The following is a 20319-nucleotide window of genomic DNA, read 5'->3' as shown; positions in this document are numbered from 1 at the left end:
AATATAAACCGTTATGATAAAGTGTTTAACTTTGTTGTAACGGTTTTTTTGTGGCATAAAACGAAATGGAGTTCCAGGTTGTTGGGTTGTGTAAAAAAGCCTGTAAAAAATAAATAATGCGGTTCGATGAATGTAGATGTTCAAAAATATATCGATTATCTTGTAAAAGAGAAAAACTTTTCGCCGAAAACGGTTCAGGTTTATTCGGTGGATGTGCGGGAGTTTTTGTTGTTTGTTTCGACGCATATGGAGGTTTCTTATTTGGATGTGGAATACGATCATTTGAGGTTGTGGATAGTTGATCTTTCAGAACGCGGGTTGTCCAACAGTACCATCAATAGAAAAATCAGCGCTTTAAAATCTTTTTACGCCTTTATGTATCGACTGAAGTTGGTGGCTCAAAATCCATTGAAGTTACACAGTTCGTTGCGGGTGGAAAAAAAAATCCAAATTCCGTTTTCAATAGAGGAAGTTCGAGAGGTGTTGACCGGTATGGATCAGGCAGATCGGTTTGAGGCTGTCCGTGATCGAGTGATTGTTGAATTGCTCTATGCTTTGGGTTTGAGACGGGCAGAATTGTTGTCGTTGGAGGTGGGAGATTTGGATTTTTTTTCCAATGTTGTTCGCGTGACGGGCAAGCGCAATAAAGTGCGGTTAATTCCCTTGATGCCGGCTGTAAAGAAATTGCTCGTACAATATTTAGAATTGCGATCTGCTCTAGGGGTGGATCCTTCTTTGAAAGTGTTAATAATTTCGAAACATGGGAATAAAGTAGGGGAAACATTTGTGTATCGATTAATAAATAATTACTTTAGTCATGTGTCCTCAAAGGAGAAGAAAAGTCCGCACGTGTTGCGACATACATTTGCGACTCATTTGTTAAACAACGGAGCGGATATCAACGCAATTAAGGAATTGCTAGGGCATGCGAGTTTATCATCAACGCAAGTTTATGCTCATTCGAGTTTGGATCAGTTGAAGTTGGTTTATCAAAATGCGCATCCTCGGGCCAAAAAGGACAAATAGATTATTAATTGAAAAACCAAGAAATTATGAAAGTAAACATTCAAGCAGTTAATTTTAACGTCGATAGAAAGTTAGTGGATTTTATAAATGAACGTCTGACCAAGTTGGAGAAGTATTATGATAAGATAGTGACCTTTGATGTCTTTTTAAAGTTGGATAATAGTAATGAAAAGGAAAATAAATGTGTAGATGTTAAGGTTTTGGTACCTGGTGACGAGATGATTGTAAAAAAGACAGCCAAAACTTTTGAAGAAGCGGTGGACTTGTGTAAAGAATCTTTAGAGCGATTATTGCTTAAACGTAAAGAAAAGATAAATTCTCACCTATAAAGGGCAAAAAAAATTAAAAAAAGTTTTGTTTAACAAATAAAATATATACATTTGCAGTCCGTTAGAAATAGCGGGCTTTTTTTATTGAAGCCGCCGGTGTAGCTCAGCTGGCTAGAGCAGCTGATTTGTAATCAGCAGGTCGTGGGTTCGAGTCCCTCTACTGGCTCAATAGAATATTTGACATTTACGGGTTAGGGGAGATACTCAAGCGGCCAACGAGGACGGACTGTAAATCCGTTGGGAAACCTTCGCAGGTTCGAATCCTGCTCTCCCCACAATAAATAAGTAAAAAGCGTATGCCGGTGTAGCTCAGGGGTAGAGTGTTTCCTTGGTAAGGAAGAGGTCACGGGTTCAATTCCCGTCATTGGCTCAAGTTTTTTTATTAAATTTGAACACTAATTATATAACTAAGATTAAATTATTAAATCATGGCAAAGGAAAATTTTGATCGTTCGAAGCCGCACCTTAACATTGGTACAATCGGACACGTGGATCACGGAAAAACAACTTTGACTGCAGCTATTACTAAAGTATTATCTGATGCAGGTTATTCTGAAGCAAGAAGTTTCGATCAAATCGACAACGCTCCAGAGGAAAAAGAAAGAGGGATTACTATCAATACATCTCACGTAGAGTATGCTACAGCAAACCGTCACTATGCTCACGTTGACTGTCCAGGTCACGCGGATTATGTGAAAAACATGGTTACTGGTGCTGCTCAGATGGATGGTGCAATTCTTGTAGTTGCTTCGACTGATGGACCAATGCCGCAAACTCGTGAACACATCCTTTTAGGTCGCCAGGTTGGTATTCCTAGAATCGTTGTATTCATGAACAAAGTTGACATGGTTGACGATGCTGAATTATTAGAGTTAGTTGAGATGGAAATCAGAGATTTGTTGTCTTTCTACCAATATGACGGTGATAACGGACCAGTTATTCAAGGATCTGCTTTAGGAGCTTTAAATGGAGAGCCTAAATGGGTTGATACAGTACTACAATTGATGGCAGAAGTTGATCAATGGATCGAAGAGCCAATTCGTGATACTGAAAAACCATTCTTGATGCCAGTTGAAGATGTATTTACAATTACAGGACGTGGAACTGTTGCTACAGGTCGTATCGAAACTGGTATTGCTAATACAGGAGATCCTGTTGAAATCATTGGTATGGGTGCAGATAAATTGACTTCTACTGTAACAGGAGTTGAGATGTTCCGTAAAATCCTTGATAGAGGTGAAGCTGGAGATAACGTAGGTCTATTGTTGAGAGGTATTGACAAAAATGATATCCGTAGAGGTATGGTTATTGTTAAGCCAGGATCTGTTAAACCACACGCTAAATTCAAAGCAGAGGTTTATATCTTGAAAAAAGAAGAAGGTGGACGTCACACTCCATTCCACAATAACTACCGTCCACAATTCTACGTTCGTACAACGGATGTAACTGGAACTATCATGTTGCCAGAAGGAGTTGAGATGGTTATGCCTGGAGATAACTTAACAATTGATGTTCAATTATTGAGTCCAATTGCTTTGAGTTTAGGTCTTCGTTTTGCAATCCGTGAGGGTGGTAGAACTGTAGGAGCTGGTCAGGTAACTGAAATTCTAGACTAATTTATTAGTAAATATTTTTAAAAGTCAGTAGTTTTTAACTACTGACTTTTCTAACAAACGGGTGTAGTTCAAGGGTAGAATAGCGGTCTCCAAAACCGTTGATGGGGGTTCGAATCCCTCCACCCGTGCAAATAAAGTATACAATGAAAGTTATTAATTACATATCTGAAGCATTCAGAGAATTGAAATCCAATGTGACATGGTCGCCTTGGTCTGAAGTGCAGCGCTTGACAATTATTGTAGCTGTGTTTACAGTAATTTTTTCTTTAGCGACATGGGGCGTTGACTCTTCCTTTTCGGAATTGTTAGGTGTCTTTTATAACTGGGTTAAGAATTAAATCATAAGAGAATAGAGATATGACTGATAATAATGTCAAAAAATGGTATGTGGTTCGTGCGGTGAGTGGACAGGAAAACAAGGTTAAGAATTATATCGAAACCGAGATTTCTAGATTAGGAATGTCTGATTACCTTTCCCAAGTACTTGTTCCGACAGAAAAAGTTGTTCAAATTCGCGACGGAAAAAAAACTACTAAAGAGAGAGTTTATTTTCCTGGTTACATTATGGTTGAAGCGAATTTAACAGGAGAGGTTCCTCACGTGATTAAATCCATCACCGGAGTTATCGGTTTTTTGGGTGAAACCAAAGGGGGTGATCCAGTGCCGTTAAGAATAGCTGAAGTAAATAGAATGTTAGGGAAGGTAGATGAATTGTCCGTTAAGGCCGATACAGGTGCTATTCCTTATGTAGTTGGTGAAACTGTCAAAGTAATTGATGGTCCATTTAATGGTTTCAACGGTACGGTTGAAAACATCAACGAAGAAAAACGTAAACTCGAGGTTATGGTGAAGATTTTTGGAAGAAAAACACCACTGGAGTTGAGTTTTATGCAAGTAGAAAAAATATAATTGTTACATATTGTACGCATCTTTGCTTCCAATTGAAGATGTGCTAAATTTTTTGAAAAATGGCAAAAGAAATTAGTAAAGTAGTTAAACTACAAGTTAAGGGAGGTGCAGCGAATCCTTCGCCACCGGTTGGACCTGCTTTGGGGGCTGCTGGAGTTAACATCATGGAGTTCTGTAAGCAATTTAATGCTAGAACACAAGATAAACCAGGCAAGATATTACCAGTACAAATTACTGTGTATAAAGACAAATCTTTTGAATTTGTTGTTAAAACGCCACCTGCTGCTGTTCAATTATTAGAGGCTGCAAAAGCAAAATCCGGTTCTGGTGAACCAAACAGAAAAAAAGTAGCTAGTGTTACTTGGGAACAAGTTAAAGCTATCGCAGAAGACAAAATGCCAGATTTAAACGCATTTACGGTTGAATCAGCTATGTCAATGATAGCGGGTACTGCAAGATCTATGGGAATTTCTGTAACAGGGACTGCTCCTTTTTAATTGTAAAAGAAAAAAGAAATGGCAAAATTAACAAAAAAGCAAAAAGATGCAGCTTCTAAAATCGAGAAGAATAAAGCTTACTCTTTGAAAGATGCTTCGGCATTAGTAAAAGAAATCGCTTCTGCAAAGTTTGATGAATCAGTAGATATCTCTGTTCGTTTAGGAGTTGATCCTAGAAAAGCAAACCAAATGGTTCGTGGAGTTGTAACATTACCTCACGGAACTGGTAAAGATGTTCGCGTTTTAGCATTAGTTACTCCAGATAAGGAAGAAGAAGCTAAAGCTGCTGGTGCAGATTACGTTGGACTTGATGATTACCTACAAAAAATCAAAGACGGTTGGACAGATGTTGATGTGATCATCACTATGCCTGCTGTTATGGGTAAATTAGGACCATTAGGTAGAATTTTAGGGCCAAGAGGTTTAATGCCTAACCCTAAAACTGGAACGGTAACTATGGATGTTGCGAAAGCAGTTCAAGAAGTGAAAGCTGGTAAAATCGATTTTAAAGTTGACAAAACAGGTATCGTTCACGCGTCTATCGGTAAAGTGTCTTTCGAGGCAGAAAAACTTACTGAAAACGCTGCAGAATTGATCCAAACATTAATCAAATTAAAACCAACAGCAGCTAAAGGTACTTATATTAAGTCTATTCATATATCAAGTACTATGAGTCCTGCTATTGCTTTAGATCCGAAAGCAGTTTAATTGGTAGTTAAAAATTGTAAGCATGACTAGAGAACAAAAATCACTCGCGATTGAAGTTTTAACTGAGCAGTTAGCTGGAGCCAATATTTTATATATTGCAGATATTTCTGGACTAAATGCAGACGTTACTTCGAATCTACGAAGAGCTTGTTATAAAGCAAGTATCAAATTAGAAGTTGTTAAAAATACGTTGCTTGCAAAAGCAATGGAAGCTTCTGTAAATAATTACGAAGATTTACCTTCTGTGTTAAAAGGGAATAGTGCGATTATGATTGCTGAAGTAGCAAATGCTCCAGCGAAAATCATCAAAGATTTTAGAAAAAAATCTGCTAAACCACTTTTGAAAGGAGCTTATATCAACGAAGAAATCTATATCGGGGATAACCTATTGGATTCTTTGGTGGCTATCAAGTCAAGAGAAGAAGTTATTGGAGAAATCATTGGATTACTTCAGTCTCCTGCACAGAGAGTTATTTCAGCTCTTCAAAATCAATTTAAAGACGAAGTTGCTGCTGAAGAAGTTTCAGCTGAGTAATCATTCGTTTTGATTCTTATACAAGAACGCACTTAATAAATTATATTTTTACAAATCAAATTAAAAGATAGAAAAAATGGCAGATTTGAAACAATTCGCAGAACAATTGGTTAACCTTACAGTTAAAGAAGTTAACGAATTAGCAACTATATTAAAAGATGACTACGGTATTGAGCCAGCAGCAGCAGCAGTAATCGTTTCTGGAGGAGACGCAGCAGTAGTTGAAGAGCAAACTGAATTCACAGTTATCTTAAAAGAGGCTGGAGCTTCTAAATTAGCTGTTGTAAAAGCGGTTAAAGAATTAACAGGTCTTGGTCTTAAAGAAGCAAAAGATATCGTTGATTCAGTTCCTGCAAACATCAAAGAAGGAGTTTCTAAAGATGAAGCAGAAGGTCTTAAAAAATCATTGGAAGAAGCTGGAGCTGTTGTTGAGCTTAAGTAATCTAACCAACATGATATAACCAGGTTTAGGCCTTGAGAATTACTCTCAAAGGCCTAAACCATTTTGCGTATAAGCACTTTTCTACGCAATATTATTAAATTTTTTTAATCAAAATTTTGTCCATTGATGATTACAAATCAGACTGAAAGATTAAATTTTGCCTCGACTAAAAACATACCTGCGTATCCAGATTTCTTGGATATTCAAGTGAAATCTTTTAAGGATTTTTTTCAGTTAGAAACCAAATCTGAAGAAAGAGGCAATGAAGGTTTATACAATACCTTCATGGAAAATTTCCCTATTACTGATACAAGAAATCAGTTTGTATTGGAATTTCTTGATTACTTTGTAGACCCTCCCCGTTATACAATTGAAGAATGTATTGATAGAGGACTAACTTATAGTGTTCCTTTAAAAGCACGTTTAAAACTGTACTGTACTGACCCAGAACACGAAGATTTTGAAACTATTGTTCAAGATGTGTATCTAGGAACTATACCTTATATGACGCCGAGTGGTACCTTTGTAATCAATGGAGCAGAGCGTGTAGTGGTATCTCAATTACACCGTTCACCTGGTGTTTTCTTTGGTCAATCTTTCCATGCAAATGGTACAAAATTATATTCAGCTAGAGTAATCCCGTTCAAGGGATCTTGGATTGAGTTTGCTACCGATATCAATAGCGTGATGTACGCGTATATCGATAGAAAGAAAAAATTACCTGTTACAACTTTATTCCGTGCGATAGGTTTCGAAAGAGACAAGGACATCCTAGAGATTTTCGACCTTGCAGAGGAAATTAAAGTATCGAAAACAGGTCTAAAAAAATACATTGGACGAAGACTTGCTGCTCGTGTGTTAAACACTTGGCATGAAGATTTCGTTGATGAGGATACTGGTGAGGTTGTTTCTATTGAGAGAAATGAAATTATCTTAGACCGAGATACGGTGCTAGACAAAGATAATATCGAAGAAATCATAGATGCCAACGTCAAAACAGTGCTTTTACACAAAGAAGACGCGAATCAGGCAGATTATGCCATCATACATAATACCTTGCAAAAGGATCCTACGAACTCTGAAAAAGAGGCCGTAGAACATATTTACCGTCAGTTGAGAAACGCTGAACCGCCTGATGAAGAAACGGCTCGTGGTATCATTGACAAATTGTTTTTCTCCGATCAACGTTACAATCTAGGTGAAGTTGGTCGTTATAGAATGAACAAAAAATTAAACTTAGATACACCAATCGACAAACAAGTTTTAACAAAAGAGGATATCATCACTATTGTTAAATACTTAATCGAATTGATTAACTCTAAAGCGGAGATTGATGATATTGATCACTTGTCTAACCGTCGTGTTAGAACAGTAGGAGAACAATTGTCTGCGCAATTTGGTGTTGGTTTAGCTCGTATGGCAAGAACTATTCGTGAGCGTATGAACGTACGTGACAACGAGGTGTTTACGCCTATTGACTTGATCAATGCTAAGACCCTTTCATCGGTAATTAATTCTTTCTTTGGAACGAACCAGTTATCTCAATTCATGGATCAAACCAATCCACTAGCGGAAATTACGCATAAGCGTAGACTTTCTGCCCTTGGACCTGGTGGTCTTTCTCGTGAGAGAGCCGGATTTGAGGTACGTGACGTTCACTATACGCACTACGGTCGTTTATGTCCAATTGAAACTCCAGAGGGACCAAACATTGGTTTGATTTCGTCTTTGGCGGTATATGCTAAAGTGAATGGAATGGGCTTTATCGAAACTCCTTATAGAAAAGTAGTTGACGGTAAAGTAGATTTGGTTTCAGAACCGATTTACTTAAGCGCAGAAGAAGAAGAAGAAAAGATGATTGCTCAGGCAAACATCGAGATGACGGATGAAGGTACAGTAACTGCAGAACGCGTTATTGCAAGAGAAGAAGGAGATTTCCCAGTGGTAACACCTAAGGAAATTCATTATACAGACGTTGCACCAAACCAAATTGCTTCGATTTCAGCATCGTTGATTCCTTTCTTGGAACACGATGATGCCAACCGTGCTTTGATGGGATCTAACATGATGCGCCAAGCGGTGCCTTTATTAAGACCACAAGCGCCTATCGTTGGAACTGGATTGGAACGTCAAGTAGCGTCAGATTCTAGAGTTTTGATTAACGCGGAAGGTAATGGAGTTGTGGAATACGTAGATGCTCAAAAAATCATCATCAAGTACGATCGTACTGATGAAGATCGTTTGATCAGCTTCGATAGCGACGAAAAAACGTATAACTTAATCAAGTTTAGAAAAACCAATCAAAGCACAAGTATCAACTTAAAACCGATTGTTCGTAAGGGGGATCGCGTGACTAAAGGACAAGTACTTTGTGATGGTTATGCTACTGAAAAAGGAGAATTGGCGTTAGGTCGTAACTTGAAAGTGGCGTTTATGCCATGGAAAGGATACAACTTTGAGGATGCTATCGTAATCTCTGAAAAAGTGGTTCGCGATGATATCTTTACGTCTATTCACGTGGATGATTATACACTTGAGGTTAGAGATACTAAATTAGGTAACGAAGAGTTGACTAATGATATTCCTAACGTGAGTGAAGAAGCAACCAAAGACTTGGATGAAAACGGAATGATCCGTATTGGAGCAGAAGTGAAACCAGGTGATATCTTGATTGGTAAAATTACTCCTAAGGGAGAATCGGACCCAACTCCAGAGGAAAAACTTTTAAGAGCCATCTTTGGTGACAAAGCGGGTGATGTAAAAGATGCTTCTTTGAAAGCTTCACCATCTTTAAGAGGTGTGGTTTTAGATAAAAAATTGTTCGCAAGAGCAGTAAAAGATAAACGCAAACGTTCGAAAGATAAAGATGAATTGGCTGTACTTGAAACCAAGTTCGAAGTTAAATTCAACGAATTAAAAGAGCGTCTTGTTGAGAAATTATTCTTTATCGTAAACGGGAAAACATCGCAAGGTGTATTAAACGATTTAGGAGAAGAAATTTTGCCAAAAGGTAAAAAATATACTCAAAAGATGTTGTTTGCAGTGGAGGATTTCGCTCACTTGACTAAAGGGCAATGGACTACTGATGATCATACCAACGATATGATTACCGATTTGATCCATAACTATAAAATCAAGTTGAATGACCTTCAAGGGATGTTGAGAAGAGAAAAATTCATGATCACTGTTGGTGATGAACTTCCTTCAGGTATCCTTAAATTAGCTAAGGTTTATATCGCCAAAAAACGTAAGTTAAAAGTAGGTGATAAAATGGCGGGTCGTCACGGAAATAAAGGTATTGTTGCCAAAATTGTACGTGATGAAGACATGCCTTTCTTAGAAGATGGAACACCGGTTGATATCGTATTGAATCCGCTTGGAGTACCTTCTCGTATGAACATTGGACAGATTTATGAAACGGTACTTGGATGGGCTGGACAAAAATTGGGAAGAACATTTGCGACTCCTATTTTTGACGGTGCAAACTTGGATCAAATCAATGAATTTACTGATGAAGCGGGAATCCCAAGATTTGGACATACTTATCTATACGATGGTGGAACGGGAGAACGTTTTGACCAAAGAGCAACGGTGGGTGTAATTTATATGTTAAAATTAGGACACATGGTAGATGATAAGATGCACGCGCGTTCTATCGGACCATACTCTTTGATTACGCAACAGCCTTTAGGTGGTAAAGCGCAATTTGGAGGTCAACGTTTTGGAGAGATGGAGGTTTGGGCTTTGGAAGCTTACGGTGCATCTAGTACATTACGTGAAATATTGACGGTTAAATCGGATGACGTTATTGGTAGAGCGAAAACTTACGAGGCTATCGTAAAAGGAGAACCTATGCCAGAACCAGGACTTCCTGAATCATTCAATGTATTGATGCATGAATTGAAAGGTCTTGGATTAGACATCAGATTAGAAGAATAAACTAAGTAATGTGACAAGCAGTATACCTGTATACTGCTTGTTTTTTACAATACACTTTAACAAGTAAGTTTACCATGAATAAAAATAAAGAGAAAAATACCGTAAAAAGGTTCAATAAAATCTCAATTGGTCTGGCCTCTCCAGAGTCTATACTTGCAGAGTCTAGGGGTGAAGTTTTAAAACCTGAAACCATAAATTACCGTACACACAAACCGGAACGTGATGGTCTTTTCTGTGAACGTATCTTCGGTCCTGTTAAAGATTTTGAATGTGCTTGTGGTAAATACAAAAGAATCCGTTATAAAGGAATCGTTTGTGACCGTTGTGGGGTAGAAGTTACAGAGAAAAAAGTACGTAGAGATAGAGTTGGACACATTAACTTGGTTGTTCCAATTGCGCATATCTGGTATTTCCGTTCGCTTCCAAATAAAATAGGTTATATCCTTGGACTTCCGTCTAAGAAATTAGATATGATCATTTATTATGAGCGTTATGTAGTGATTCAAGCGGGTATCGCTAAAACTGCTGAAGGAGAATCATTAAAAAGACTGGACTTCCTAACTGAAGAAGAATATCTAAATATCTTAGATACCCTTCCGATGGAAAACCAATATTTAGACGATAATGATCCAAATAAATTCATCGCCAAAATGGGAGCTGAATGTATTATGGACTTATTAGCTCGTATTGACTTAGATCAATTATCTTATGATTTGCGTCATGCTGCTAATACAGAAACGTCTAAACAAAGAAAAACAGAAGCTTTAAAGAGACTTCAAGTTGTGGAAGCTTTCCGTGAATCGAACAATTCGCGTGAAAACCGTCCAGAATGGATGATACTTAAAGTGATCCCTGTTATTCCACCAGAACTTCGTCCTTTAGTGCCACTAGATGGAGGTCGTTTTGCAACTTCGGATTTGAATGATCTTTACCGTCGTGTAATCATCAGAAACAACCGTTTAAAACGTTTAATGGAGATCAAAGCTCCAGAAGTTATCTTACGTAATGAAAAACGTATGCTTCAAGAATCGGTAGATTCACTTTTTGACAATACCAGAAAATCTTCTGCTGTTAAAACGGAATCCAACCGTCCTTTGAAATCACTTTCGGATTCCTTAAAAGGAAAGCAAGGTCGTTTCCGTCAAAACTTATTAGGTAAACGTGTGGATTATTCTGCTCGTTCAGTAATTGTTGTTGGACCGGAATTGAAATTGTTCGAATGTGGATTGCCAAAAGATATGGCTGCTGAACTATACAAACCGTTTGTGATTCGTAAGTTGATCGAAAGAGGTATTGTGAAAACAGTAAAATCTGCAAAGAAAATTATAGACAAAAAAGAACCAGTAGTTTGGGATATTTTGGAAAACGTGATCAAAGGACATCCAGTTCTTTTAAACCGTGCTCCAACCCTTCACAGACTTGGAATTCAAGCATTCCAGCCTAAACTTATCGAAGGAAAAGCAATTCAGCTTCACCCGTTGGTATGTACGGCTTTTAATGCCGATTTCGATGGTGACCAGATGGCTGTGCATTTACCACTAGGTCCAGAAGCAATTTTGGAATCTCAGTTGTTAATGTTGGCTTCTCATAATATATTAAACCCTGCCAATGGAGCGCCTATTACGGTTCCATCTCAGGATATGGTTTTGGGGTTATACTACATGACTAAGGTCCGTAGATCAACTCCAGAAGAACCGGTTGCAGGTGAAGGAATGATTTTCTATTCCGCAGAAGAAGTAAATATCGCTAGAAACGAAGGAAAATTGGCGTTGAACGCGTCGGTTAAAGTTCGTGCAAAAGACTTTAATGCAGAAGGTGAATTGGTATACCAAATCATCGAAACTACTGCAGGAAGAGTTTTGTTTAATGAAGTAGTTCCTGAAAAAGCTGGTTTCATTAATGAGGTATTGACCAAAAAATCTCTTAGAGATATTATTGGTAGAATCTTAAATCAAACCGATGTTCCAACCACAGCGGCCTTCTTGGATGACATGAAGACCATGGGGTATAATTTCGCATTCAAGGGAGGTTTATCATTCAGTTTGGGTGATATTATGATTCCGGAGCGTAAACAAGAATTGATTGATGATGCGAACCAACAAGTAGCTGCTATTACGGTAAACTACAACATGGGTCTTATCACAAACAACGAACGTTACAACCAAGTAATTGATGTTTGGACTTCAACGAATGCCTTATTAACGGAGTTGGCAATGAAAAATATCCGTGAGGATAAACAAGGGTTCAACTCAGTATACATGATGCTTGATTCAGGAGCTAGGGGATCTAAAGAACAGATTCGTCAGCTTACAGGTATGCGTGGTTTGATGGCTAAACCTAAGAAATCTACAGCAGGTGGTGGAGAGATTATTGAAAACCCAATTCTTTCAAACTTTAAAGAAGGTTTGTCAATTTTGGAATACTTTATCTCTACTCACGGTGCGCGTAAAGGACTTGCGGATACGGCTTTGAAAACGGCTGATGCTGGATACTTAACACGTCGTCTTCACGATGTTGCCCAAGACGTTATTGTAAATACCGTTGACTGTGGTACATTAAGAGGAATTGAAGTGTCTGCACTTAAGAAAAACGAAGAGGTTGTTGAAACCTTGGCTGAAAGAATCTTAGGTCGTGTTGTTTTGGAAGATGTGGTTCATCCATTAACTTCTGAAGTAATTATTAAAGCAGGTAATGAAATTACGGAAGCTCACGCTAAAATCATCAATGCATCTCCAATCGAAAGAGTAGAGGTTCGTTCGCCATTGACGTGTGAAGCTACTAGTGGTATTTGTGCTAGATGTTACGGACGTAACTTAGCTACAGGTAGAATGACTCAGAAAGGTGAAGCTGTCGGAGTAGTTGCTGCACAGTCTATTGGAGAGCCAGGTACACAGTTAACCTTGAGAACTTTCCACGTTGGGGGTACTGCAGGTAATATTTCTGAAACTTCAAGCATCGTTACCAAATTTAAAGGTCGTTTAGACATGGAAGATTTGAGAACGGTTAAGAGTGAAGATGCTGACGGTAAAGTAGCTGATATTGTTATCTCTCGTTCAACAGAGTTGAAATTGGTAGATGAAAATACAGGTATCGTATTAAATACGCATAATATTCCTTACGGATCTACTATTTTCGTTAAAGACGGTCAAGTTGCCGATGAGGGAACGACAGTTTGTAAATGGGATCCATATAATGGGGTAATCGTTTCTGAATTTACTGGAAAAATTGCTTATGAAGATATCGAACAAGGACAAACGTTCATGGTTGAAATCGATGAGCAAACCGGTTTCCAAGAAAAAGTTATCTCGGAATCTAGAAATAAAAAATTAATCCCAACATTATTGATTTACGGTAATGATGGTGAATTGATTCGTTCGTACAACTTACCAGTAGGTTCCCACTTAATGGTAAATAACGGAGAAAAAATTAAAGCTGGTAAAGTTTTAGTTAAAATACCACGTCACTCTTCTAAAGCAGGGGATATTACAGGAGGTTTACCAAGAATTACCGAGTTGTTAGAAGCTCGTAATCCTTCGAATCCAGCGGTAGTGTCTGAAATTGATGGAGTGGTATCGTTTGGTAAAATCAAAAGAGGTAACCGCGAGATTGTTGTGGAGTCTAAATTAGGTGATGTTAAAAAATACCTAGTGAAACTTTCTAACCAAATCTTGGTTCAAGAAAATGACTTCGTGAAAGCCGGTATGGCACTTTCTGATGGAGCAATTACTCCTGATGATATCTTGAGAATTCAAGGACCGTCTGCTGTTCAACAGTATTTGGTTAACGAAATTCAAGAAGTATACCGTTTGCAAGGGGTGAAAATCAACGACAAACACTTTGAGGTAGTTATTCGTCAAATGATGCGTAAAGTTAGAATTCAAGATCCAGGTGATACCCTATTCTTAGAGGATCAATTGGCTCATGCTAGTGACTTTATTGTTGACAATGATAAATTGTACGGAATGAAAGTGGTTGAAGACTCTGGAGATTCTGTAAACTTAAAAGAAGGTCAGATTATTTCTACCAGAGAATTACGTGATGAGAACTCTTTATTGAGACGTGAAGATAAAAACTTAGTAGTTGCAAGAGATGTTATGCCTGCTACGGCTACGCCAATACTTCAGGGGATCACAAGAGCTTCTTTACAGACCAAATCGTTTATTTCTGCAGCTTCCTTCCAGGAAACTACTAAAGTGTTAAACGAAGCAGCTGTAGCTGGTAAGATCGATAGATTGACTGGATTGAAAGAAAACGTTATCGTAGGACATAGAATTCCTGCAGGAACGGGTATGAGAGAATACGAATCCATTTTAGTTAGCTCTATGGATGATGTAGAATTGAATAACGAAGCAGAAGATTTAAATTTCTAAAAACATGGATGCAAATCAACAACAAGGACAATTCAATATTGAATTGGATGAAAAAACCGCAGAGGGAACTTATTCCAACTTGGCGATTATCAATCATTCCAACACGGAATTTGTAGTAGATTTTATTAGTGTTATGCCGGGTGTTCCCAAAGCCAAAGTGAAGTCGAGAATTATCCTGACTCCACAACACGCTAAGAGATTACTTAAAGCATTAGAAGATAATATTCATAGATTTGAATTGGCTAATGGAGAAATTAAAGAAGTAGAACAAGTACCTATTCCTCTTAATTTCGGACCAACAGGTCAAGCTTAAAATCTGTTGTATAATTTGAAAAAGGCCGTTGCAAATTTAATTTTGCAACGGCCTTTTTATTTTTAATTCAATAAATTATCCAAAAATAGATCTCGCCGGAAAATTTGTACTTTATGATCGTACAAACACAAAATTCGGGCTGCCTCCCCATTTGGGATAGCGATTTTTTTTTTCGAGTAATTTTTCATCTTTCAGTATTTAACACTTCAAGGCTGAAATTGACAATTTTATCTTTTACTCATAACTATTTGATTTGTATGTTTTTATTGATTTACTGAAGGTGCTGTATTTGTTTTATCGCATATATAGTCGCAATAGGTAGTTATCAGGCGTTTTTTCACATGGATGTTCTATTATTGTGCACTGTGTTATCTATTAACAAAAGTCATTTGTTTACTTAAATTTAATTTCTGTATTATTAATTTCTTAATAATGTTAAAAAATAGTTTTTAATTTGTTTTATGACTAAAAAAAGTATTTTTATTTCTAGTGAAGTGTAAACTTAAAAATACTTATACAATGAAAAAAAATACTCTTTTATTTTTAAATGCATTTTTTTGGCTGGTCTGTTTGAATGGACAAGCACAAGATTATGTCACCTTACAGTTGAGTTCTGGTTTTAACGCAGATGTTATTGCCAATGGTGTAGGTCCTTCGATTGCCTCAACAACCCATAGGGTAGATACTGACAATTTCAGTTTTCTCAGTAGGGATTTTAAGGCAAATGCCAATTCCCCCGATGCAACTGTCGGATTGCCGACCAATGGTCTCATTACTGCAGCTAATATTTCTGGATTAAACTTTCAGATGCAACCTTATGATTTAAACAATTCTTTGCGAATAACTTCGTTGTATCAGTCAGATACACTGTTTTTATCATCACGGGTAAAGATGAAGAAGATGTACTTACTCACCACAGGAGGCAGTGCAGGAAATAGTCCAGCAGTCTTTACTGCCACGGTAAATTTTACTGATGGAACCTCTCAGATGGTAACTGGATTAAGAGTTGCTGATTGGTTTGGAGGAAGCTCTGCAGATATTGTGGTTTCTGGCGTAGGGAGAATCAATGTGACTAACGACCATATTGAAACCCCCTCTGGTAATCCAAAATTATTTAGCGTAGAAATTCCTCTTGACGTTGTAAACTATAACAAGGAAGCATCAGAAGTGGTGATCAGTAAAACGGCCAATTCTGGAGCAGTGTTAAATATTTTTGCTGTTAGTGCGTTAAAAACTCCCGATTGTTTGGAACCTTATACCATTACTGTTCAAAATGTGACGGCAACTGCGGCTACGGTAAATTGGCTAGATAACAATTTATTAGCAGCTGTGGGTTGTGAATATGAACTGCGTACCAGTGGTCTACCAGGCAGTGGAACTGTCGGGCTAGTGCAGACAGGAATAGTGCCTACTACGGCCTTAACGAAGGATTTTAACAATTTAGTGGCTTCAACCAAGTATATGCTGTATTTGAGGTATCAATGCAGCACAACGAGCATGAGTGAATGGACAACGGGTACTAAAATTAGAACAAGCTGTGTTTTTCCGGTTTTGACCTTATCTGCCTCGACTGTCTGCGGGCATAATTCCGCCACACTTATTGCAGGAGTTGCTAATGCCGATGTGCAGTGGTATGATCGCGAGATAGGTGGGAATATTATCGGTATAGGAGATACGGTAAACTCACCAATGATAAACAAGACAACTCGTTTTTGGGCGTCTATATTAACGGGAAATAGCATAGAAGCGCAAGTGGGGCGAATCCAGCCTGACCTGACCATCTATCACAGTGCTCTGGTCGATCATGGTATAGTGTTTAATACCGCACAAGATATAATATTGAAAAGTGTGGATATTTACCCAACGAGTTCAGGTACCTTGGATATTAAGATTGTTAATTCCTTAGATCAAGAAATCTATTCGACAGGAAATTTAACTATTACTTTTAATGATATAGATGGTGTGGTAACCATACCTTTGGACGCAGAGATTAGCACTGGAAATGGTTATCGTTTGTTGGTCAAATCATCTTCGGGATTACGACTATTATATGATGATGATGAGGATGTCGTCATTTCATATCCCTATCAGGAAACTAACGGTGTGGTGAGTATTCCAGACTCCTATAGGGGAGATAATGTCCAATACTTTTATTTTTATTTTTACAATCTTCAATTTGAAACGGGCTGTGTCTCTCCAAGGCAGGAAATTACCGTTCCAGTATTGCCAGCTCCTGATTTAAAATTGAACGCGACTACGCTGGTACTTTGTGAAGGTACAGGTACAGCTGGGCCAGTTACCATAGAAGAAGGTGGTAATTCTTATGATACGTATTCTTGGAGCCCGTCTGTAGGCGTAAGCGGAGATGCGACAAATGGTTGGATATTTGATAGTTATGCCAATCAAAAATATACACTGACTGCTTCGCAGTCAAGCGGGCAACAGTGCCAAGCTATTATAGAATTATATACTTTAATTATAAATGATTTTGAACCGACATATATTCCAAGTTCGGATCAACCTGCAGGCTGTGTTTCTGAAATAGTACCGCTAGAGGTGGTAGACCCTGATTTTGTCGTTAAACAAATAGGAGCGGATTCGCCTGCATACTTCGATTCTAGTTTGTCAGCATTTAACAATTATCGACGTTCTGCTCGTGTTCAAATTTTATTTACCGCGGAAGAACTTAGAAATTCGGGGCTTACTAAAGGACAACTAGGTTCGTTAGCCTTTGATATAACTACCCCAGGAGCTAGTAATGATAATGATAATTATACCGTAAAAATAGCACCTACTAATTTAAGTAAATATATTTATGTAGATTTTATAAGTGCTGATTTTACCACGGTATTTACCCCGAAAAAATATACCCATACGGATTCCGGCTGGCAAGAAATTCTTTTTGACACCAATTATGATTGGGATGGCCTATCCAATTTAATCGTCGAGATCGCACATGATGGTATGGACTCTTCGAGCAGTGCAAGGACCAATTATACCGAGACAGATGTTTATAGCGTAGTCTATGAGTTTAATGGAACTAATAAAGCAATATCTAGAAACAGATTTAATATCAAATTCAAGCAGGTTTTTCCAGTCCAAGTAAAATGGACTGCTACTGCAGGAAGTTTATTTTTAGATCAATCCGCGACGATTCCTTATCCAGCCGATACCCATGCTAAAAAGGTGTATTACAGAGCCGGTCAGATAGGAGTTACTGGGGTGACGGCTAATATAACCATGGATGTTTGTGAAAAAACAAAAATTTTTAATGTAAATGCCTTAGATCTTGCACAGGTGCAAATCGATGAAGCACAGGCTGTATGTCAACAAACGCCCATTTCGGAACTAGTAGCTGTAGGACAAAATTTGAAATGGTATAGATCGGCAGACAGAAGTACGCCTGTTCCAGAAACTCATCTATTGGAAGCTGGAGACTATTATGTGTCCCAAACAGTTGATGGTTGTGAATCAATTCCTAAAAAATTCACAGTAAGTCTGCTCGCTCAACCAGCTGCACCGCAGTATACCTCAAAAGTATATTGTGGAACGACTTTTTTAAATGATATAGCGGTGGTATATGATCCGAGCAATACCCTACAGTGGTATGACGCGGCTGATAATCTGATCAATACAAATATTGTAATGACTACGGGGACTTACTCCTTTTCGCAAAGTAACCAGAATTGTGAGTCGGTGCGAACCACAGTAGATATTGAAGTTAATTCAGTTCCAGTTGCGCCAACCTTCAATCCGGTGCCTATATGCGGAACAGTCGCAGTAGGAGATTTAGATCCACAACTTTTGCCTAATGCCGTTGCAAATTGGTATTTGGATCTGGACAGTACCCATGCTTTAGATGCTACTGAATTGATGACTAGTAGAACATATTATTTAAGTCAACGTCTAGCTGGATGTGAGTCGGCTCGAATTGCGGTCGCCATGATCGTTCATCCAGAAGTCACTGCACCAGTAGCGGCTGACCAATCTTTCTGCAGTATGGATGCGCGAGTTTCGGATTTGACTGTAAGTACAGATCCTGGTGCAACCGCGATTTGGTATGCATCGGCTCAAGGCGGAGTCGGGTTAGCTACAAATCAATTACTTCAAACAGGGACTTATTATGTGTCTCAGAAGAGCGGTGATTGTGAGTCTGAACGTATTGAGATCAGTGTGGTCCTAAGTCAAAGTCCTGCTACACCAATTATGGCTCCTGTGCTGATATGTGGTTCCGCTACTATAGCAGATTTAGCACCACAACTTGTGCCTGACGCCGTTGCCCATTGGTATTTGGATCTGGATAGTACTGTAGCATTGGATTCAACGGTGTCCTTGACTACCAAAACATATTATGTAAGTCAAAGCCTATTGGGATGCGAGTCGCCTCGCCTCGCCGTTGCGATTTCAGTTTTCCCTGAGGTAACTGAGCCTTTGGCAGTCAATCAAAGATTTTGTAATACAGCTGCTCAGATTGCTGATTTGGAAGTAATCGTTGATGCTAATGCTACCGCGATTTGGTATTCTTCTGCACAAGGAGGTACAGCCTTACCAGCAAACCAAGTATTGCAAACAGGACAGTATTACGTTACTCAGAAAGTAGGAGATTGTGAGTCACCTAGACTCAGTGTATTGGTTACCATTATCGATAATGCTACTGCGCCACAAGTCAATGCGCAACAATTCTGCGGCACTACCACTGTATCGCAATTGCACGTAGATGTACCGGGTGATAAAATTGCAAAATGGTATCGCGATCAAACTGGAGGCTCTGCTTTAAGTGATACCCTTGTAGTACAAACCGGCTTGTATTATGTGAGTCAGGTTATATTGGATTGTGAATCTCCAAGAACAGCAGTACAAATAACCGTCCATGATAAACCATTAGCACCGACTGGAAGCGATTTGCAGAAGTTTGTAAATAGCGCTACAGTCGCGGATTTAACTACAGATCAGGCCGATGTGATTTGGTTCGCATCACTAGCAAATGCACAAGAGAATAAAGACCGACTAGATGCTACTGTTCCTTTAGTTGATGGTCATGTTTATTATGGAGTACTCTTCAATACAAATCTATGTTGGGGCGATGCATTGGCGGTGACAGTAGAGATAACATTGGGTATCGATAGTTTTGATGTAATGCAATTGCATTATTACCCCAATCCGGTAGCTGATATATTGAGGGTCTCTTACAAAGAGGTTTTGACTAAAGTAGAAGTTTATTCTTTGAATGGACAGTTGTTGTTTACGGCCTATAATTCTGATAACGAGGCTTCTGTAGATATGAGCTATTTGGCTCAAGCAACCTATATTATTAAGGTTTATACAACGAAGGACTCACAGTCTTTCAAAATTATTAAGAAATAAATTCTCTGAATATCATTCCCGTTTTTCAGGGATTGTATAGCAGAAAGCGATAGAATTAAAAAGCTTCACTGCTGTGTTTTTTGGAGTTTTGATAAAGCGCCTCCTACTCATGTTCAAGAGTTAGGAGGTGTTTTGTTTATAGGTTAGCGTTGTGATGATGTATGTTGGAGAAAGGCTTATAGATGTTAGCTATAAATTCGTTGGTATAATTAGGGGCGTTTTAACGGATACAAATCGGAATTACCAGCTTTTATCGAGATAAAAACAAGCA

General features: G+C 38.4%; 13 protein-coding genes and 4 tRNA genes. All 17 read left to right on the top strand.

Going from position 1 to position 20319, the window contains the following annotated elements; all coding sequences use genetic code 11:
• Positions 1-126: 126 nt before the first annotated feature.
• The 17 genes from L1275_RS03005 to L1275_RS02925 all read left to right on the top strand — a co-directional run bounded on the left by L1275_RS03005 (position 127) and on the right by L1275_RS02925 (position 20048).
• On the top strand, positions 127-1026 hold the full coding sequence (locus L1275_RS03005) for a tyrosine-type recombinase/integrase (RefSeq protein WP_253469526.1): 900 nt from the start codon (positions 127-129) through the stop codon (positions 1024-1026).
• 26 nt (positions 1027-1052) lie between these two features.
• The gene (hpf, locus tag L1275_RS03000; protein WP_253469523.1) at positions 1053-1355 is read left to right on the top strand and encodes a ribosome hibernation-promoting factor, HPF/YfiA family; all 303 of its coding nucleotides are present in this window, start codon (positions 1053-1055) and stop codon (positions 1353-1355) included.
• Positions 1356-1447: 92 nt separating this feature from the next.
• A tRNA-Thr gene (locus L1275_RS02995) sits at positions 1448-1521 on the top strand.
• A 28-nt stretch (positions 1522-1549) separates the two neighbouring features.
• Positions 1550-1630: transfer RNA gene (locus L1275_RS02990), tRNA-Tyr, on the top strand.
• A 23-nt stretch (positions 1631-1653) separates the two neighbouring features.
• Positions 1654-1725, top strand: a tRNA-Thr gene (locus L1275_RS02985).
• A 58-nt stretch (positions 1726-1783) separates the two neighbouring features.
• Positions 1784-2971: an elongation factor Tu gene (tuf, locus tag L1275_RS02980; protein WP_219288233.1), complete on the top strand. Its 1188-nt coding sequence runs from the start codon at positions 1784-1786 to the stop codon at positions 2969-2971.
• Between the two features lie 57 nt (positions 2972-3028).
• Positions 3029-3099: transfer RNA gene (locus L1275_RS02975), tRNA-Trp, on the top strand.
• A complete protein-coding gene (gene secE / locus L1275_RS02970) occupies positions 3073-3309 on the top strand; it encodes a preprotein translocase subunit SecE (protein ID WP_253469520.1) in 237 nt (78 codons plus the stop codon). The genes L1275_RS02975 and secE overlap by 27 nt, the downstream gene beginning before the upstream one ends.
• Positions 3310-3328: 19 nt before the next feature.
• Entirely contained in the window at positions 3329-3880 is a 552-nt protein-coding gene (gene nusG / locus L1275_RS02965; protein ID WP_253469517.1) for a transcription termination/antitermination protein NusG, read from the top strand.
• Between the two features lie 59 nt (positions 3881-3939).
• Positions 3940-4377: a 50S ribosomal protein L11 gene (gene rplK, locus L1275_RS02960; RefSeq protein ID WP_219288227.1), complete on the top strand. Its 438-nt coding sequence runs from the start codon at positions 3940-3942 to the stop codon at positions 4375-4377.
• Between the two features lie 18 nt (positions 4378-4395).
• On the top strand, positions 4396-5085 hold the full coding sequence (gene rplA / locus L1275_RS02955; protein ID WP_219288225.1) for a 50S ribosomal protein L1: 690 nt from the start codon (positions 4396-4398) through the stop codon (positions 5083-5085).
• Positions 5086-5107: 22 nt separating this feature from the next.
• The gene (gene rplJ / locus L1275_RS02950; protein ID WP_219288223.1) at positions 5108-5620 is read left to right on the top strand and encodes a 50S ribosomal protein L10; all 513 of its coding nucleotides are present in this window, start codon (positions 5108-5110) and stop codon (positions 5618-5620) included.
• A 76-nt stretch (positions 5621-5696) separates the two neighbouring features.
• On the top strand, positions 5697-6062 hold the full coding sequence (gene rplL / locus L1275_RS02945; RefSeq protein WP_253469514.1) for a 50S ribosomal protein L7/L12: 366 nt from the start codon (positions 5697-5699) through the stop codon (positions 6060-6062).
• 126 nt (positions 6063-6188) lie between these two features.
• The gene (rpoB, locus tag L1275_RS02940) at positions 6189-10001 is read left to right on the top strand and encodes a DNA-directed RNA polymerase subunit beta (RefSeq protein ID WP_253469512.1); all 3813 of its coding nucleotides are present in this window, start codon (positions 6189-6191) and stop codon (positions 9999-10001) included.
• Between the two features lie 74 nt (positions 10002-10075).
• Positions 10076-14371, top strand: coding sequence for a DNA-directed RNA polymerase subunit beta' (gene rpoC / locus L1275_RS02935; RefSeq protein ID WP_253469509.1), 4296 nt, complete (start codon positions 10076-10078; stop codon positions 14369-14371).
• Positions 14372-14375: 4 nt separating this feature from the next.
• Positions 14376-14684, top strand: a complete 309-nt coding sequence (locus tag L1275_RS02930) for a DUF3467 domain-containing protein (RefSeq protein WP_253469506.1) — start codon at positions 14376-14378, stop codon at positions 14682-14684.
• Positions 14685-15203: 519 nt separating this feature from the next.
• A complete protein-coding gene (locus L1275_RS02925) occupies positions 15204-20048 on the top strand; it encodes a T9SS type A sorting domain-containing protein (RefSeq protein WP_253469503.1) in 4845 nt (1614 codons plus the stop codon).
• Positions 20049-20319 lie beyond the last annotated feature (271 nt).

Source organism: Flavobacterium sp. HSC-61S13, from assembly GCF_024171535.1.
Taxonomy (GTDB): Bacteria; Bacteroidota; Bacteroidia; order Flavobacteriales; family Flavobacteriaceae; genus Flavobacterium.
Note: the sequence above shows the minus strand (reverse complement) of the source record. Positions and strands in the feature narration are given on the sequence as shown.

Coding starts and splice junctions, on each gene's coding strand:
- hpf (WP_253469523.1), top strand. CDS start 1,053: ATGAAAGTAAACATTCAAGCAGTTAATTTTAACGTCGATAGAAAGTTA.
- rplA (WP_219288225.1), top strand. CDS start 4,396: ATGGCAAAATTAACAAAAAAGCAAAAAGATGCAGCTTCTAAAATCGAG.
- L1275_RS02925 (WP_253469503.1), top strand. CDS start 15,204: ATGAAAAAAAATACTCTTTTATTTTTAAATGCATTTTTTTGGCTGGTC.
- L1275_RS02930 (WP_253469506.1), top strand. CDS start 14,376: ATGGATGCAAATCAACAACAAGGACAATTCAATATTGAATTGGATGAA.
- tuf (WP_219288233.1), top strand. CDS start 1,784: ATGGCAAAGGAAAATTTTGATCGTTCGAAGCCGCACCTTAACATTGGT.
- secE (WP_253469520.1), top strand. CDS start 3,073: ATGGGGGTTCGAATCCCTCCACCCGTGCAAATAAAGTATACAATGAAA.
- rplK (WP_219288227.1), top strand. CDS start 3,940: ATGGCAAAAGAAATTAGTAAAGTAGTTAAACTACAAGTTAAGGGAGGT.
- L1275_RS03005 (WP_253469526.1), top strand. CDS start 127: ATGAATGTAGATGTTCAAAAATATATCGATTATCTTGTAAAAGAGAAA.
- nusG (WP_253469517.1), top strand. CDS start 3,329: ATGACTGATAATAATGTCAAAAAATGGTATGTGGTTCGTGCGGTGAGT.
- rpoC (WP_253469509.1), top strand. CDS start 10,076: ATGAATAAAAATAAAGAGAAAAATACCGTAAAAAGGTTCAATAAAATC.
- rplJ (WP_219288223.1), top strand. CDS start 5,108: ATGACTAGAGAACAAAAATCACTCGCGATTGAAGTTTTAACTGAGCAG.
- rpoB (WP_253469512.1), top strand. CDS start 6,189: ATGATTACAAATCAGACTGAAAGATTAAATTTTGCCTCGACTAAAAAC.
- rplL (WP_253469514.1), top strand. CDS start 5,697: ATGGCAGATTTGAAACAATTCGCAGAACAATTGGTTAACCTTACAGTT.